The organism is Pseudomonas frederiksbergensis (assembly GCF_000802155.2).
Lineage (GTDB): Bacteria > Pseudomonadota > Gammaproteobacteria > Pseudomonadales > Pseudomonadaceae > Aquipseudomonas > Aquipseudomonas frederiksbergensis_A.
Genome location: NZ_JQGJ02000005.1, coordinates 223,425 through 238,296 on the forward strand (window position 1 = coordinate 223,425; position 14,872 = coordinate 238,296).

A 14,872-nucleotide genomic window follows, 5' to 3' on the forward strand; every position below is an offset into this window, starting at 1 on the left:
TCATCACCTTGTCCGCGACTGTAGCCCGCGCCCGTGTGCCGTCAAGGCGCGCAGGGCCGTGTCCTCGGCTGCGCCTGCGGGCCGCACCAACCCTGCGCTTGTCTCCTTGACGGCCCCCGTCCGCGCGCTCCTGACCGTCGCGGGCGATGAACTCAGGAAAGACGGTGGCAACAGGGCCAACCGGGTTCCTCGTGCCGACCGCACCGAACAGCCGAAAGGCTGGGCTCTGAATCTAGGAATCCGGTGTGCGCTTTCTTCAACAGCCAAGTCAGGAGAACGACATGCTTGCAAACCGTTTCGCTTCCCATTCCCCCGCACTGCGCAGCGACACCCCGCTGTCCGATGACCAGATTCACCGGGTAGCGCCGTCCATCTTCGCGGATGCCCCGCACGAGAGCCGTTCGCAGCGATACGCCTATATCCCCACGGCGGCGGTTCTGACCGAGCTTCGCAAGGAAGGGTTTCAGCCTTTCATGGTGACGCAAACCCGCGTGCGCGATGAAGGCAAGCGCGAGCACACGAAACACATGCTGCGCCTGCGCCATACCAGCCAGATCAACGGCACGGAGGCCAATGAAATCATCCTGCTGAACTCGCACGACGGCACGAGCAGCTACCAGATGCTGGCAGGCCAGTTCCGATTTGTTTGCAGCAATGGCCTTGTGTGCGGCGACACCGTGGCGGACGTGCGCGTCCCCCACAAAGGCGACGTGGCGGGCCAAGTCATCGAAGGCGCTTTCGAGGTGCTGCGCGGTTTCGACCGTGTGCGCGATTCCCGCGATGCCATGCGCGCCATCACGCTTGACGACGGCGAGGCCGAAGTGTTCGCCCGCGCCGCGTTGACGCTCAAGTACGACGACCCGAACAAGCCTGCGCCCATCACCGAAAGCCAGATTCTGATGCCGCGCCGGTTTGAAGATCGCCGCCCCGATCTGTGGAGCGTGTTCAACCGCACCCAAGAAAACCTGACCAAAGGCGGATTGCATGGCCGCAGCGCCAACGGACGCCGCCAGCAGACCCGCCCGATACAGGGCATTGATTCCGATGTGCGCCTCAATCGCGCTTTGTGGATGCTGGCCGATGGCCTGCGCCAGTTGAAAGCCTGACCCGTCCCCCGTAGGAGGGGCGGTTTCCCCTCCATTCCTTGTTTCATTCGATTGGAGATACACCATGAACGCCGTTACCACTACCGAAGCCCGCGCCATCCAAGCCCCCGCGCTGGAAGCCGCCGACCCGACCAAGAACCTGATTCTGGTTCCGCTGTCGCGGCTGGTGTCGCGCCCTACGGGCCGCAACGTGCGCAAGACCCCGCGCATGTCCATCCCCGAACTGGCCGCAAGCATCCAGCGCGTGGGTCTGCTGCAAAACCTGATCGTGATTGCATCCGCCCGACATGGAGAAGGTAGCGAGCATTACGAAGTCGTGGCCGGTGGCCGTCGCCTCGCAGCGTTGAAGCTGCTGGCGAAAAAGCACCGCATCAGCAAGGAATGGGAGGTGCCTTGCCTGCAAGTGGCCGATGGCACGGCCCGCACCGCCAGCCTCACCGAGAACGTGCAGCGCGAGGCGATGCACCCCGCAGACCAGTTCGAGGCTTTCGCGGCGCTGGTGGCAGAAGGCCGACCAATTGAGGACATTGCGGCGGATTTCTCCGTCACGCCGCTGGTGGTGCAGCGCCGCTTGAAGCTGGCGAACGTCTCGCCGCGCCTGATGGGCGACTATCGCGCCGATGCCGTCACGCTCGATCAGTTGATGGCCTTGTCCATCACTGACGACCACGCCGCGCAGGAAAACGCCTTCTACGATGCACCGACATGGCAGCGCCAGCCGTCCGCGCTGCGCGACCGTCTCACCGAGCGCGAAATCGACGCCTACCGGCATCCACTGGTGCGTTTCGTCGGGCTGGACACCTACGAGGCCGCAGGCGGCGGCGTGCGCCGTGACCTGTTCGCGGAGGGGGACGCGGGCGTGTATCTGACCGACGCCGCGCTGCTGGAACGGCTGGCGCAAGACCGGCTGGCGGGCATCGCCGCCACGGTTCGCGCCGAGGGCTGGGCTTGGGTGGATGCCACGCCGGGCGTCACCCATGCCGACCTGCACGCCTTCCAGCGTGCGCCGAGGGAACGGCGCGAGCCGAACAAGCGCGAAGCGCAGCGCATCGAAAAGCTGCAAGAGAAGATGCAAGCCATCGGCGAAGCCGTGGATGCGGCGATGGATGCCGACGACGAGGATAAGGCCGACGCCTTGCAGGAGGAAGGCGAAGCCCTGGGCGAGCAGTTGCAGGCGCTGGAAGATGGCTTGCAAGGCTACGGCCCGAACGTGAAGGCCGCAGCCGGTGCCATCATCACCATCGACCGCAACGGCGAGGCCGTGATTCATCGCGGCCTGATGCGCGAGGCCGAGGCGAAGGCGCTACGGACGTTGGAACGGCTGCGCCAAGGTTTCGACAGCGAAGGCGAAGCCGGGAGCGACGAAGACGAGGAAGCCGACGACGCACCCAAGACCGCCGCCATGTCCGACCGGTTGGCGCAACGCTTGAGCGCCCACCGCACCGCCGCGCTGCAAATCGAAGTCGCCCGGCATCCGCAAGCCGCACTGGCTGCTGTGGTGCATGGCATGGTGCAGACCGTCTTGCAGGAACGTTACTACGGCCACGACTTCCCCCTGGGCGTGAGCCTGAAAGTGCAAGACCGGCTGGAAGGCATGGCCCCGGACTGGCCGGAATCGCCCGCCGTCGTGGCGCTGCGCGAACTGCAACAGGTGGCGGACGAAGCCTTGCCGCAGGACAGCGCCGAACTGTTCGCCGCGCTGCTGGCGAAGCCGCAAGACGAACTGGTGCGACTGCTGGCCGTGTGCGTGGCTTCCACGGTGGATGTGGTGACGCCCCGCGCCACGCCGCAGCAACCGGGCGCAGAACTCGCGCAGGCCGTGGGGTTGGACATGGCCGCATGGTGGCAGCCCACCAATGACGGTTATTTCCGGCATGTGCCGAAGGCCGCGATTCTGCAAGCCGTGGGCGAGTACGCGCCCGAGCAGGTTTCCCGGCTGGCGAAATTGAAGAAGGCCGACATTGCCAGCGAAGCCGAACGGCTGGCGGATGGCACGGGGTGGATGCCTGCGATCTTCAAGATCGCAGGCCCACAAGATGCCGCGCAGGAGGAAGGCCCGCAGCGGGACGCACCGGCGGATGCCGAAGCAATGGCGGATGAACCCGCCGAGGCGCTGGCCGCTTGACCCGCGCCGAAGGCAAGCGCCCCGGCCTTGACTGGGGCGCTTCGCTGGAAGGAGAACCGCCTATGACCCGCACCACCACCCGCCGCCCGCGCATGGCTGCAATCTACGCCCCCGGCACGGTGCGCGCCCGCCGCTGGCACGGCGATGGCGACGTGCGCGGCTATCGCCCGCCCCTGGGCTGGGCGGCCCGCGCCGACCTCACCGACATTCACCCCATCACAGGCCGCGCCTTGCCGCGTGCCGTGTGGTGGATCATCGAGACGAAGGAATAACCGCGATCAGCACCGCGCCCAGGCCGTTCCGTCCTGGGCGCGGTGGACGCAAAATCCGGGCGCGGCAGTGGCCGCGCCCGGTGACGTCCACGCCTTCAATTTTCACGCTGCTGCTTTAAAATGCCTTGAATTGACCAACGTCGTATCTATCGGCATAAATCAACAAGGGAGCGCAATGGGGACATATCGGGTCGCACAAGTTTGCCCTAATGGGCATGTCGCAACAACAGCCGCTGATCAGAATCCCGAGCTTCGAGAGGCGTTCTGCTCTAAGTGCGGCGAAGCGACCATCCTGCAGTGTCCTTCGTGCAGCGCATCCATTCGCGGCGATTACTACGTTGAAGGCGTTTTTGGCTTTGGGGGTGATTACGAGCCCCCCTCGTTCTGCTACAACTGCGGTGGCCGATTCCCTTGGACTGAACGCAAGATTGCTGGCGCTGTTGAGCTAGTGGAAGCAGGCGCAGAGCTGTCGCCAGAAGAAGTCCAGCAGTTCCGTACTGATTTGACGGAATTGACCAAAGACAGTCCCAAAACTCAAGTTGCATCCCTTCGATTCAAGAAGGTGATGACGAAGGTTGGCACTTCGGTTGCATCTGGTGTGCGCGACATTGTTGTTGATGTACTCAGCGAAGCTGCGAAAAAAGCGATTTGGGGAGCTTAGAAGGAATGGCGATGACTCTCGACGAAATTAAAGCTTGCCTACAGGCCGGTAATCTTCAGATTGCGAATGAGACAGCACTTGCGAACGGCACTGGCACACAGCTTCGTTTGCAAAATGGTGCAATCGTCAATAGCTACCACACCGGTAATTTCAATGTTCAGGGCAAAAACCAAGAGGCAGTAAAGGCTTGCCTTGGCGTACAACCTGCGCAGGCTGCGGCAGCAGCTCCACAGAATGGTGCCGCTGCTAAGCCAATGCTCAGCAAGGTGTTCGTGGTTTATGGACACGATAATGCTGCTCGAACCGAGCTTGAAGCGATGCTGCGCCGCTGGAGGCTTGAGCCGTTGATCTTGGATCAACTTCCTTCGGAAGGGCAGACCATCATCGAGAAATTGGAAAAGTACACGGCAGAGGTAAATTTTGCTGTGGTGCTGGCCACGCCTGATGACGAGGGCTACCGTGCTGGTCACGAAGACGAAAAGGCGTTCCGTGCGCGCCAAAACGTTGTGATGGAATTGGGCATGATGCTCACGCTGCTCGGCCGCAAGAACGTTGCCATTCTCATGAAGCAACAAGACAATATGGAGCGCCCATCCGACATCCAAGGGTTGCTCTATATCCCGTTCAAGGACAATCTGCAAAAAGATGCAGGGCCGCTTCTGGCAAAGGAAATGGCGGCCCAGGGTTATCCCATTTCATTGGCGAATCTGTAGTTATCGGCAAATGAAATCCATTCAAAAATGGGGGTAAATATTACCTGCCATTTCCCCGAATGAACTCCTCGTTGTGCATTTAGACTTTTGAGCGTGACGGCGCAAAGCGCCGCCGTGCTTTCAGACTGCGCCCCGTGCCGCCTTTGCCGTCACGGCCATTCGGCTCCAATCCCTTACGCCTCCGCGCCTGTGGCGCTGCGCTTGCCTCCAGGGGAAGCCCTGCGGGCTATCCCCGCCGCGCGCAGCTTGGCGCCCCTCGATGCCGCCGAACCGGCTGCGCCGGATGGCCGGGCCGCTGGCGAACGCGCTGGAGCTTGCTGCGGCAGGTTGTGCGGATACGTGCCGTCCTCAACGCTGGCGGTTCCTGCCCATCACGTCACGAAGGACGGTTCACAGACAACCCGCCCGGCATCGCTATGGCGCTTCCACAGCACGCCTATAGACCGGCGCCGCACGGTGCGGCGGGTGCGTTCTCGCCTGTCGTCGGGTGGTTGACCTGGCCCGCGTCAGGGGCGAGCCGGTGCAGCCTTCGGGCGGGGATACCGAGTCGGCCCTGTCTCCTTTCGGATGGGGGGTGGTTCGGCCCAAGGCGTCCTTGTGTTGTTGTGAATCCTGGCGGTGGCACGGCTGCGCCTCGGGCTTCATGGCTGCAACCGTCCGGCGAAAACAATTTCCCCTGCTTTGTCACTGCGTTCGGCGCATTCCTCGCGGGACAAATTCTTTTCGCCTCCCGGCCCTCCACTACGTTGCGGCCGCCAGCGGTGCAGCCAGCCCGTCCCCCGCCGGCCGGATCACAACAAGGACGCGATGGGCGCGAACCTTGTTCCACCGATAGGAGAAATCATCATGGCCAACATCGGCACCTTCACCGCAGACAAAGACGGCTTCACCGGCACGCTTCGCACCCTGACGCTCAACGTCAAGGTCAAGCTGATGCCCAACGATAAGGGGGACAACGAGAAGGCCCCGGACTTCCGCCTGCAGGCGGCCGGCCACGACATCGGCGCGGCGTGGAAGAAGATCAGCGAGGCCGGGCGGGAATACATCTCCGTGACCCTCGACGATCCTTCGTTCCCGGCCACGGTCTATGCCCGCCTGATCGAAGGCGAAAACGGCACGCACGACCTGATCTGGTCGCGCAGCAAGCTCCAGGCGGCGTGACCGCCGCCGCGCCCCGCCCACGCGGCGGGGCGCAGTGCTGCTTTCGCGGCACTGTATGGAGGCAGCACCATCGCCTGGGCTGCGCCGTATCGAGTCGCTTCCGTATGCGTTGGGACTGAGGCTGCAAGAACGGCCGGGCGTGTCGGTGCGTCGCACCGCCGGGCTTTGCGGGCTGCGCCCCGTGCCGACTTCGCCGTCACGGCCATCCGGCTCCAATCCCTCACGCCTTCGCGCCTGCAGCACTGCGCGCTTCGCTTGCCCTCTGGGGGAAAGCCCGGAACGCTATCCCCGCCGGGCGTAGCTCGACGCCCCTGAATGCCCCGAACCGGTGGCGTTGACCAGAAGCGATTGGGCAGGCCAAAGAAATCGGCCCCCTCAGGCATCATGTGGAACTTATTTACCTCCTTTGGCTTCCCTCGGAGGTTTGGCTCTTTCTACGTCTCCATTAGACTTCTCGCAGCACGTAAGCTGCGCAAGTCTATTGGCATTCATTTGTAATTTTCCGTTGTGATGGGGGAGATATGGATTTCTACATAGACGAGAGTGGCAATACCGGGGATCTTGCGCGAACTAGGGAAGGTCTGCACAACCACCGCTGACGCGGCGGCTTGCGGCTGTTATTGCAGATGACGACACTTTTTTGCGTTCAAAGGGCAGATTCGGGGCGAATTGAGCGCCAGTCGCGGCCCCTTGGCCGTTTTTGGGCGCACTCATCCCTGCGCGCCCATATTCAAGAGTCGTTTGCGCACCATCCACAGGTTGGACAGCGCAAACAGCGTCATCAGATTGGCCGTGTTTTTGGCCAGCCCCCGGTACTTGACCTTGACGTAGCCGAACTGCCTCTTGATGACGCGAAACGGGTGTTCCACCTTGGCGCGGATGCTGGCTTTGGTCTTTTCCAACTGCTCCAGGATGGCGCCCATGGGCGTGCTCTTGTCCATGGCCTTTCGCTTGCCAGGCATCATGGCGATGTGCCATTTCACATCCGGGTGCTTGGCCTGAATTTCTTCGCGCTTTTCAACACCACGGTAGCCCGAATCGGCAAAGACGTCGGTTTCTTGCCCGTGCAACAACGCGTGCGCCTGGGTGATGTCGTGTGCATTGGCCGCCGTGGTGGTCACGCTGTGCACCAGCCCCAAGTCGGCGTCCGAACCGATGTGCGCCTTCATGCCGTGGTGCCACTGGTTGCCCTTTTTGGTCTGGTGCATCTCAGGGTCGCGCGTGCCTGTGCTGTTCTTGGTCGAACTCGGCGCGGCAATCAACGTTGCATCCACGACCGTGCCTTGCTTGAGCAGCAAACCCTTGGCGGTGAGGGTGGCGTTGACGGTCGCCAAGATTTGCAAGCTCAGATCATGAGCTTCGAGCAAGTGGCGAAAACGCAAGATGGTGCTTTCGTCGGGAAGATGGTCCTCTCCCATGTCCAACCGGGCAAACTCCCGGAACATCGGCGTGTCGTACAAGGCCTCTTCCATGGCCGGGTCAGACAAGTTGAACCACTGCTGCAAAAAGTGAATGCGCAGCATCGTTTCCACAGCAAACGGTGGACGCCCACCTTTGGCACCACGCGCCGGCGCGTGTGGCGCAATCAAGCCCACAAGCTCAGCCCAAGGCACGACCAGATTCATCTCGTCGAGGAACTCGCGCTTGCGCGTTCTCTTGGTCTTGCGTTCAAATCCAGTGGTGCTCAGGCTCATCTGCTTCATGCTGTCACTGTCTCACATTCAGGGCTGCATGCGGAGGTTTTGCAGACCATCCCTAGCGCAGCGCTTGATTTCGGTGGGCAAGCTGTTTTCAGTTTGGCAGCAGTGGGAATTTCTAATGAGAGCAGCCTTGTAGCAGAGCTTGCCGCCTTAAGGCAGAAGCACAAAATTCAGGCCAACGAACTTAAACTCAGCAAAATTCTGAGGCGCAAGCCTGACTTCGCTCTTGATGCCATCAATCTCTTGGTGAAGAGCGACTTCCCATTCTTCATTGAGATTGTAGACAAAAAGTACCAACTGGCTGTAAGCATTACCAACGGCTTCATCTGGCCTCCGTATTTCAATACTCCAGAATCACAAGATACCGTTTGGATGAAAAACATCTTTGCCGATTACATTTATTACCGAGTTCCCAGCGATGTGGTTTATGAGTTCGTTCAATGCATGAACAATCCATCAAATGAAAAGATTGGCACCTACTTCGATCTTCTCAAAGATTGTGTAAGCCAACATTCCCATGAAGTTGCGCAGGGCATCGCCTCGCAGGTGGAAGAAAGCAAAGATGACTTCCGCATCATGATTGAGAAAGAGGGAGACAAAGCCCATAGACGGTTCTTGCCTCTCCCGGACATCGGCAAGCGCGACCAAGAGATTTGGCTGCTTCCGAATTTCTCATCTTTCACCAACATTTATGCCAGAATGAATCTTTACTTGTCTGGGAGTTTGGAGGGATGTCGAATTTTCCATGATGAGCAAGCCCACTTCGATGAAATCATCGCCGAAGCCAAATTCCAGGCTGAGAACGCTAAGGTAGACCCCGCACAATTCAAATTGCCTTATTCAGACTATAACTTTCAGCAAATGGCTGATTTGTTTTTTAAGGCATCACCAGAAAGCACAGGAATTCAACTCTCCGATATAGTGGCGGGTCTATCAATGCGCTGGTACCAAGCACATTTGCAAGAAGAAGGTGATACACAGGTTCTTGACGAGGCGGTCGATCTACTTTTGCATCACAGCGATAGAGATAGGGGGATAGGAATCAACGTAGTAGGCCCTCATAAAATGGCACACCAGCTATTTGGGGTGGCTGGGTACTGACCTCCCTCTGCGACTGCGACGCGGCGCGCTTCGCTTGCCTCCAGGGAAAGCCCTGCGGGCTATCCCCGCCGCGCGTGGCTTGGCGCCCCTGAACTCCCCGAACCGGCGGCGCCGGATCGGCTGGGCCGTCGCCTACGGCTGGGCCGCTGCTGCGAGCTGGCTTTCAGCCTCGCTCATCAGCACCGCCGTGCTGCATTCGAGCGCGCCGGCGATCTTGAAGATGATCGCCAGCGTGGGCATGTGCTCGCCGCGCTCGATCTTGCCCATGTGGGAACGCTCGATCCCGGCCTGGTGCGCCAGCGATTCCTGCGCGATGCCGCGCTCCATCCGCAGCGCACGCACCGCTGCGCCGAAGGCGTGAGCCAACTCGGCGTCATGGGTGGTGGAGCCGGCCGGTCGGCCGCGCTGGACGGTGCGCTTCTGCATAGACAGAAGCGTCAATTCGCAGCACAATTAAAACCACGTTATCTTTAACTCATTCATACGATTCGATCCTTTTTTGTGGTTCTACGTTTTTACGGAAATCCGCTTTTGCGGCTTCCCACAAAAGCGCAAAGCCGCATCCGTGCATATCTCCAAATCCGCCGAGATGGCTTTACGCTTTCACGTTTCGGCGGATTTGTTCCAAGAAGGGGCCGCCCATGAACCGACTCATCACCGAGGACGAGCGCAGGCAGTTGCTGGCCCACGGCCGGGCCCGTGCCGGTGGCGAGGCCATCGACCCGTTACCCGTCGTGCGGCTGTTCACCCCCGACGCGCACGCCATCTGGCTGCTGACCGCGCTCGATCCCGTTGATGCCGATACGGCCTTCGGCCTGATCGACCTGGGGATCGGTATGCCTGAGCTGGGCACCGTGAAGCTGTCCGATCTGGAGTCCATCGTCGGGCCGCGCAAGCAGCCCGTGATGCGTGATCGGTATTTCCAGGCGGCACGCCCGCTGTCGGAATATCTGCGGCTGGCCCAGGAGAACGGTTCCGTCCTCGATTGAGCGATTCGCCCTGCGGACAAGCGAGGCGTATTGAGACTATTTCCGTCTTACTCCAGACCTGTCCGGTCTGAATTCGCACTCTTGCACCAAAACCGTGCTGGCATGACCGAATCAGTCACGATCTCTGATGCGGGTTCGGGCACGGTGTTTTATGCCGCGCGACGTTTTGAGGTCAGGCGGCCGTCGCATTCGGACGGGATTCGCAATACACCGGAGCCAATCGGTCTTGACACCGCATGTTACAGCTTTGAATTGATGCAAATGATGGTTTTGATCTGGATGCGGTAGCTCCGTTTTGATCTGCCCGTGGCGGCGTTCCTGCGGTTCGACAGGAGCTTTCGCCATGATCCAGCCTCATCATGTTGCGCACTGGTATCCCACTGCCGCCTACCTCTACATCCTGTGGCTGGATGCGCTGGCGCTGGCCTGGGAGTACCTGCGCAGGCATCCCGACTACCGGCTTGACTGGCTGCGCCACCATCGCCGGCCACAGGCCGCACAGCAGGCGGCGCATCGCTGGGGCTTGCGCCTGCTGGAAGACCCGGCGCTGGATGCGCGCGACGCGCATCCGGCCTGGCTGCCCGGCCATACGGCCGTGGTGCAGCTCCATCCCGATGCCGATCCACCGCCGGATGCGGCCGTCTTCGCGTTCTGGCGCATACCCGGACACAAGCAACTGCTGCACGACGGCAAGGGACTGACGCTGATCGCGCGCAGCCCCGGCCATTGCGCGCGCTTCGCGCTCGCTCCAAGCCTTGAAGACGGCATGGCGGTCGCACATGCCCATCGCGGCGGCGCTGCCGCGCCTGCCTGTGGTCATGTGCCCGTGCTGGATGCCGCCCTGGCCCATGCCATGCCCAGGCCACCACCCGCTGCACTGCTGGAGCTGCATACCTTGCAGGCGCTCGACGCGACCCTGGCGGGCGCATCCTTGCGCGAGGTCGGCGAAGGGCTGTTCGGTGCCGACGCCGTGGCCGATTGGTACAGCGACGGCGGCCTGCGCTCCAAGGTGCGCCGCCTGGTGCGGCGCGGCGATGCGTTGATGCGCGGCGGCTATCGCCGCTTAGCACAGCTTTCACCGCTTGAGAAGGGTCGTTTTGAAGGCGACGCAAAACGACCCTGAGCACGCGGGCCGCGTTTTCTGAGACTGCCTCCATCCGGTTGCGCTGTGTGGCCGGAGCTTTGAAAGCTATGGAGGTGTTCACCATGCGTCCTGCTCCCTTGCGGCCTGCCGCTACTGTCTCGACTCCCGCTGCGCAGCCGCAGCGCTATCTCACCAACGACGAAGCCGCCGACTACCTGCGCCTGTCGCCGCGCACGCTGGAGAAGCAGCGCGTGATCGGCGGCGGCCCCAAGTTTCGCAAGTTCGGCCGGCGCGTCATGTACGCCGTGGCCGACCTCGATGCCTGGGCGGCCGACCGCAGCTTCGAGACGACCTCCGATCCCGAATACGCCGAGCACCACTCGGCCGACAGTCGTGCGCGCTGATCGGCGGCGCGCGGCAGGCCATCGCCATGTCCAGCACTGCGCTGCCCATGCGGCAGCGGCCGTTGCAAGAACGCGAACAGCTCGACCTGTTCCGCGCCTTGCCGGGCGACATGGCGCCGCGCGACAGCCAGGACTTGATGGCCTATCCGTTCTTCTCGCTCGGCAAGTCCAAGCGGGTCAAGCCCATCGACTTCCGTGCAGGCAACGTGACGATCCGCGTGGAGGGCACGCAGGAACACGGCATCGCCACGATCTGGGATTCGGACGTGCTGATATGGGCGGCCTCGCAGATCGTGGAGGCGAAGGACGCGGGCCTGCGGCCCTCACGGCTGATGCGCGCCACGCCCTACGAGATCCTGCGCTTCATCGGGCGCGGCAAGTCGCTGCGCGACTACCAGCGCCTCAAAGCCGCGCTGGATCGCTTGCAATCAACCACGGTGGCCACGTCCATCCGCGAGACGAGCGGACGACGCTTGCATCGGTTTTCGTGGATCAACGAATGGAAGGAACTGGCCGATGCCAGCGGCACGCCGCTGGGCATCGAGCTGATCCTGCCGGACTGGTTCTATGCCGGCGTGCTCGACGCCGCCCTGGTGCTGACCATCGACCCGGCGTATTTCCGGCTCACGGGCGGCATCGAGCGCTGGCTGTACCGGCTGGTGCGCAAGCACGGCGGCAAGCAGGAATACGGCTGGCAGTTCGACTTTCGCTACCTGCACCAGAAATCGGGCAGTACCGCCAAGCCCTACGACTTCGCCTGCGACCTGCGCGCGCTGGTCGCGCGGCAGTCGCTGCCCGGCTACGTCCTGGGCATCGAGCGAATGCCGGACAACGGCATGGAGCTGCTGACCTTCCGGCCCGTGCCGCATACGGCACGGGGATAACTTCGGAAAAGCCTGTGGATGGTGTCGTGCTATCAGGCGTGCGGGGTATCGTGCTATCAGGCGTGGGACTATCGTGCTATCAGGCGTGCAGATCGGCCGCAAACCCGCGCCAGCGCTGGGTTTCCTCGCCCTCTAACTTCCCTAACTTAATTTCTCTAACTTTTAGTAGGGAAACGCCGCTGCGGTGGACAACCACCACGCGGCCGCAAACGCAGCGGCAACAGCCGGGCTTTCCAACGCGGAGGGCCAGGCCATGATCGTCGCTCTGCTCAACCAGAAAGGCGGCGTGGGCAAGACCACGCTCGCCACGCACATCGCCGGCGAACTGGCGATGCGCGGCCAGCACGTCGTGCTACTGGACGCCGACCCGCAGGGTTCATCGCTGGACTGGACGCAGCGCAGAAGCCAGCAAGGCTTGCCACGGCTGTTCGGCGCCGTGGGCCTCGCACGCGAAACGCTGCACCAAGAGGCGCCAGAACTCGCCAGGCGGGCCGATCACGTCGTCATCGACGGGCCGCCGCGCATCGCCGCCTTGGCGCGCTCCGCGCTGCTGGCGGCCGAGCGCGTGCTGATCCCGGTGCAGCCCAGCCCTTACGACCTGTGGGCCAGCGCCGAGATGGTGGCGCTGATCCGCGAGGCGCAGGTGTTCCGGCCTGCGCTGCGCGCGGCCTTCGTCATCAACCGGCGCGTCAGCACCACCGTGATCGGACGCGAAGCACGCCAGGCGCTCGCAGACCAGCCGCTTCCTGCGCTGCGCTCGGAAGTGCATCAACGCATCGTGTTCGCCGACAGCGTGGCCGCTGGCCGGCTTACACGCGAGACGGCGCCGGACAGCGCGGCCGCGCGTGAAATCACTGCGCTGGTAGACGAACTGCTGCGGTGGCCGTCATGACAGAGAAGCCATCACCGAACAGCAAGCGCACGGCCAAGCGCGTCGGCATCGGCGCGCGTCCGCCCGCGAATCCGCATGCCGAGGCGTGGATTCGCCAGGGCGACGCGGATGCGCTGGGCAAGGGCGACCTCTACACCGCCCGCCTGACTCTCGACATCACGTCCGCGATGCGGGCGCGCATCAAGGTGTCGGCCTTCACGCAAGGCGTGACCGTGGCCGACCTGCTGCGCGGCCTGCTGGAACGGGAGTTTCCAGAGCAACGTAGGGAGAACGCACCATGACTGCATCCGCTTCGCCTGCCGCTAGCGCGGCCACGGCTGCGCTCGCAGCACCTTCCGGCCAGCCTGCCAGCGCGCCGCTGACGCGCGTGGCACTGGCCTACATCGAACCGCGCTTCAAGCTCTACCTGCGCTTCGGCGAGCCTGCGCGCACACACCAGCTCGACCGCTGGCGGCGCTGCGCGGTGTTCCAGCCGGGCGCCATGTTGTGCCGCATCCACTGGCAGGCCAACGACTACGGCACTGTGCGTTGGCAGCTCATGGTGATGCAGGCTTGCACGCCGCTGGATGCGGCGCAGCGCATCCCCGGCGTGCAGCCAGGCGCGCGCCTGCTGCTGCACGCCGAGGGCGACAACCAGGTGCGCGCCGTGCTGGAACGCATCGACGCCATCGAGGCGCTGGGCATCGCGCCCGTTGCCGTCTCGCCCGCGTACTGGCGCACGCTGGGCAATCGGCTCGCTGCGCGCCTGCCGCTGCCCGAATACACCGCCGAGCGGCACGCCGCCTGGCTGGCCGGGAGGGCATTGCCATGACCACGATGATGGCAACGCGGCCTCGCTCACGCCTGCGCGCTCGCCTCGTGCTGGCGGGCCTGTCCGCCTGCGGCCTCGCTGCGCTGGCCTGGGCGTCCTTTGTGCATCCGTTGCCGCGTCTGACCTACAACCCGTCCGACAGCGTGGCGGTCGGCTGGTATCGCGTCGATCCGCTTGACCTGCGCACCGGCGCGCTGCCACGTCCATTGGCCGTGGGCAGCATCGTCCTGACCACGCTGCCGCCTGACGCTGCCGCGCTGGCCGCGCAGCGCGGCTACCTGCCGACGCGCGTTCCACTGCTCAAGCGCGTGGGCGCGATAGCACCGCAGGAGGTGTGCATTACTGGCGGCAGCGTTCGCATCGACGGTGTGCCTTCGGCCGCTGTGTTGTCCGCCGACCGCTGGGGCCGGCCGCTGCCATCCTGGCAGCAGTGCCGCCGCCTGCGGCCCGGCGAGCTGTTCCTGCTCAGCGTCACCAACCCGGCGTCATTCGACAGCCGGTATTTCGGGCCCGTGCGCGCGTCCGCCGTGATCGGCGTTGCGCGTCCGGTCTGGCTGGAGGCCCGCCCATGATGGCGGCCAATTCGCTGCACGTTGCCGTGCATCTCATCGTGCCATCGGGCGTGCCGATCCAGTGGCTTTCTGCATGTCGTCGCGCGTGCAATGCCAGCGCATCCGCGCTGCACTTCGCGCTGCCTTCCCATGTGCAGGCGTCTTGCCTCGAACGCGCCCGGCCTATGGCCGTCGCCGCGTTCGCCGGCGCGCTGGCTGCTCACGCAGCAGCGCCGCCGGGCCGCCGCTGCCCGGAGCGCCAGCGAGGGGCAAAGGCGGAAGGCAAGACAAAAGGACGCGGCACAGGGCCGCGTCGAAAGCCAGTCTGCACGTGGGGGTGGCGCGGCACACAGCGGCTTCGCCGCCGTGCCGCTTGTGGCGCGAAGTCCGCGCCAAGACAGGGCGGCCCGCGTGCTTC

General features: G+C 63.3%; 17 protein-coding genes. 15 read left to right on the plus strand and 2 right to left on the minus strand.

Annotated features, from left to right (window positions below; all coding sequences use genetic code 11):
- Positions 1-281 precede the first annotated feature (281 nt).
- The 6 genes from JZ00_RS12060 (at position 282) to JZ00_RS12085 (ending at position 6,038) form a co-directional block, all read left to right on the plus strand.
- Positions 282-1,106 carry a DUF932 domain-containing protein gene (locus JZ00_RS12060; RefSeq protein WP_039388939.1) on the plus strand — a complete coding sequence of 275 codons (825 nt, stop codon included), beginning with the start codon at positions 282-284 and terminating at the stop codon, positions 1,104-1,106.
- Positions 1,107-1,170: 64 nt separating this feature from the next.
- Positions 1,171-3,231, plus strand: a complete 2,061-nt coding sequence (locus JZ00_RS12065; protein WP_039388938.1) for a ParB/RepB/Spo0J family partition protein — start codon at positions 1,171-1,173, stop codon at positions 3,229-3,231.
- A gap of 62 nt (positions 3,232-3,293) precedes the next feature.
- Positions 3,294-3,503: a hypothetical protein gene (locus JZ00_RS12070; protein ID WP_039388937.1), complete on the plus strand. Its 210-nt coding sequence runs from the start codon at positions 3,294-3,296 to the stop codon at positions 3,501-3,503.
- Between the two features lie 67 nt (positions 3,504-3,570).
- Positions 3,571-4,164, plus strand: coding sequence for a DUF2321 domain-containing protein (locus JZ00_RS12075; protein ID WP_225247913.1), 594 nt, complete (start codon positions 3,571-3,573; stop codon positions 4,162-4,164).
- 11 nt (positions 4,165-4,175) lie between these two features.
- Complete coding sequence (locus JZ00_RS31230; protein WP_223148854.1) at positions 4,176-4,877, plus strand: TIR domain-containing protein; 702 nt, start codon at positions 4,176-4,178, stop codon at positions 4,875-4,877.
- A gap of 846 nt (positions 4,878-5,723) precedes the next feature.
- Positions 5,724-6,038 carry a DUF736 domain-containing protein gene (locus tag JZ00_RS12085; RefSeq protein WP_039391711.1) on the plus strand — a complete coding sequence of 105 codons (315 nt, stop codon included), beginning with the start codon at positions 5,724-5,726 and terminating at the stop codon, positions 6,036-6,038.
- A 710-nt stretch (positions 6,039-6,748) separates the two neighbouring features.
- On the opposite strand, the gene JZ00_RS12090 is transcribed toward JZ00_RS12085, so the two are convergent.
- Positions 6,749-7,741, minus strand: a complete 993-nt coding sequence (locus tag JZ00_RS12090; protein WP_039589802.1) for an IS5 family transposase — start codon at positions 7,739-7,741, stop codon at positions 6,749-6,751.
- 39 nt (positions 7,742-7,780) lie between these two features.
- Between JZ00_RS12090 and JZ00_RS12095 the strand changes: the two genes are divergently transcribed.
- Positions 7,781-8,839 (plus strand): DUF3800 domain-containing protein, encoded by a 1,059-nt coding sequence (locus JZ00_RS12095; RefSeq protein ID WP_039589800.1) that lies wholly within the window; start codon positions 7,781-7,783, stop codon positions 8,837-8,839.
- Positions 8,840-8,971: 132 nt separating this feature from the next.
- Here JZ00_RS12095 and JZ00_RS12100 read toward each other — a convergent pair whose 3' ends face one another.
- On the minus strand, positions 8,972-9,265 hold the full coding sequence (locus JZ00_RS12100; protein WP_011516230.1) for a helix-turn-helix domain-containing protein: 294 nt from the start codon (positions 9,263-9,265) through the stop codon (positions 8,972-8,974).
- A gap of 215 nt (positions 9,266-9,480) precedes the next feature.
- Between JZ00_RS12100 and JZ00_RS12105 the strand changes: the two genes are divergently transcribed.
- The 8 genes from JZ00_RS12105 (at position 9,481) to JZ00_RS12140 (ending at position 14,475) form a co-directional block, all read left to right on the plus strand.
- A complete protein-coding gene (locus tag JZ00_RS12105) occupies positions 9,481-9,828 on the plus strand; it encodes a DUF2958 domain-containing protein (protein ID WP_039388932.1) in 348 nt (115 codons plus the stop codon).
- Between the two features lie 343 nt (positions 9,829-10,171).
- Complete coding sequence (locus JZ00_RS12110) at positions 10,172-10,951, plus strand: DUF2285 domain-containing protein (RefSeq protein ID WP_039388930.1); 780 nt, start codon at positions 10,172-10,174, stop codon at positions 10,949-10,951.
- 83 nt (positions 10,952-11,034) lie between these two features.
- Positions 11,035-11,316 (plus strand): helix-turn-helix transcriptional regulator, encoded by a 282-nt coding sequence (locus JZ00_RS12115; RefSeq protein ID WP_039391709.1) that lies wholly within the window; start codon positions 11,035-11,037, stop codon positions 11,314-11,316.
- Between the two features lie 26 nt (positions 11,317-11,342).
- Entirely contained in the window at positions 11,343-12,200 is an 858-nt protein-coding gene (locus JZ00_RS12120) for a replication initiator protein A (RefSeq protein ID WP_039388929.1), read from the plus strand.
- A gap of 253 nt (positions 12,201-12,453) precedes the next feature.
- Positions 12,454-13,092 carry a ParA family partition ATPase gene (parA, locus tag JZ00_RS12125; protein WP_039589798.1) on the plus strand — a complete coding sequence of 213 codons (639 nt, stop codon included), beginning with the start codon at positions 12,454-12,456 and terminating at the stop codon, positions 13,090-13,092.
- Positions 13,089-13,373: a hypothetical protein gene (locus tag JZ00_RS12130; protein WP_039391707.1), complete on the plus strand. Its 285-nt coding sequence runs from the start codon at positions 13,089-13,091 to the stop codon at positions 13,371-13,373. The genes parA and JZ00_RS12130 overlap by 4 nt, the downstream gene beginning before the upstream one ends.
- Positions 13,370-13,903, plus strand: a complete 534-nt coding sequence (locus JZ00_RS12135) for a DUF2840 domain-containing protein (RefSeq protein ID WP_039388927.1) — start codon at positions 13,370-13,372, stop codon at positions 13,901-13,903. Before JZ00_RS12130 ends, JZ00_RS12135 begins: the two co-directional genes overlap by 4 nt.
- 5 nt (positions 13,904-13,908) lie before the next feature.
- The gene (locus JZ00_RS12140; RefSeq protein ID WP_439332011.1) at positions 13,909-14,475 is read left to right on the plus strand and encodes a S26 family signal peptidase; all 567 of its coding nucleotides are present in this window, start codon (positions 13,909-13,911) and stop codon (positions 14,473-14,475) included.
- Positions 14,476-14,872 lie beyond the last annotated feature (397 nt).

Excerpts from the sequence above, each read along its gene's own strand:
- JZ00_RS12060 (WP_039388939.1), top strand. The coding sequence starts at position 282 with ATGCTTGCAAACCGTTTCGCTTCCCATTCCCCCGCACTGCGCAGCGAC.
- JZ00_RS12065 (WP_039388938.1), top strand. The coding sequence starts at position 1,171 with ATGAACGCCGTTACCACTACCGAAGCCCGCGCCATCCAAGCCCCCGCG.
- JZ00_RS12070 (WP_039388937.1), top strand. The coding sequence starts at position 3,294 with ATGACCCGCACCACCACCCGCCGCCCGCGCATGGCTGCAATCTACGCC.
- JZ00_RS31230 (WP_223148854.1), top strand. The coding sequence starts at position 4,176 with ATGACTCTCGACGAAATTAAAGCTTGCCTACAGGCCGGTAATCTTCAG.
- JZ00_RS12085 (WP_039391711.1), top strand. The coding sequence starts at position 5,724 with ATGGCCAACATCGGCACCTTCACCGCAGACAAAGACGGCTTCACCGGC.
- JZ00_RS12090 (WP_039589802.1), bottom strand. The coding sequence starts at position 7,741 with ATGAAGCAGATGAGCCTGAGCACCACTGGATTTGAACGCAAGACCAAG.
- JZ00_RS12100 (WP_011516230.1), bottom strand. The coding sequence starts at position 9,265 with ATGCAGAAGCGCACCGTCCAGCGCGGCCGACCGGCCGGCTCCACCACC.
- JZ00_RS12105 (WP_039388932.1), top strand. The coding sequence starts at position 9,481 with ATGAACCGACTCATCACCGAGGACGAGCGCAGGCAGTTGCTGGCCCAC.
- JZ00_RS12110 (WP_039388930.1), top strand. The coding sequence starts at position 10,172 with ATGATCCAGCCTCATCATGTTGCGCACTGGTATCCCACTGCCGCCTAC.
- JZ00_RS12115 (WP_039391709.1), top strand. The coding sequence starts at position 11,035 with ATGCGTCCTGCTCCCTTGCGGCCTGCCGCTACTGTCTCGACTCCCGCT.
- JZ00_RS12120 (WP_039388929.1), top strand. The coding sequence starts at position 11,343 with ATGTCCAGCACTGCGCTGCCCATGCGGCAGCGGCCGTTGCAAGAACGC.
- parA (WP_039589798.1), top strand. The coding sequence starts at position 12,454 with ATGATCGTCGCTCTGCTCAACCAGAAAGGCGGCGTGGGCAAGACCACG.
- JZ00_RS12130 (WP_039391707.1), top strand. The coding sequence starts at position 13,089 with ATGACAGAGAAGCCATCACCGAACAGCAAGCGCACGGCCAAGCGCGTC.
- JZ00_RS12135 (WP_039388927.1), top strand. The coding sequence starts at position 13,370 with ATGACTGCATCCGCTTCGCCTGCCGCTAGCGCGGCCACGGCTGCGCTC.
- JZ00_RS12140 (WP_439332011.1), top strand. The coding sequence starts at position 13,909 with ATGATGGCAACGCGGCCTCGCTCACGCCTGCGCGCTCGCCTCGTGCTG.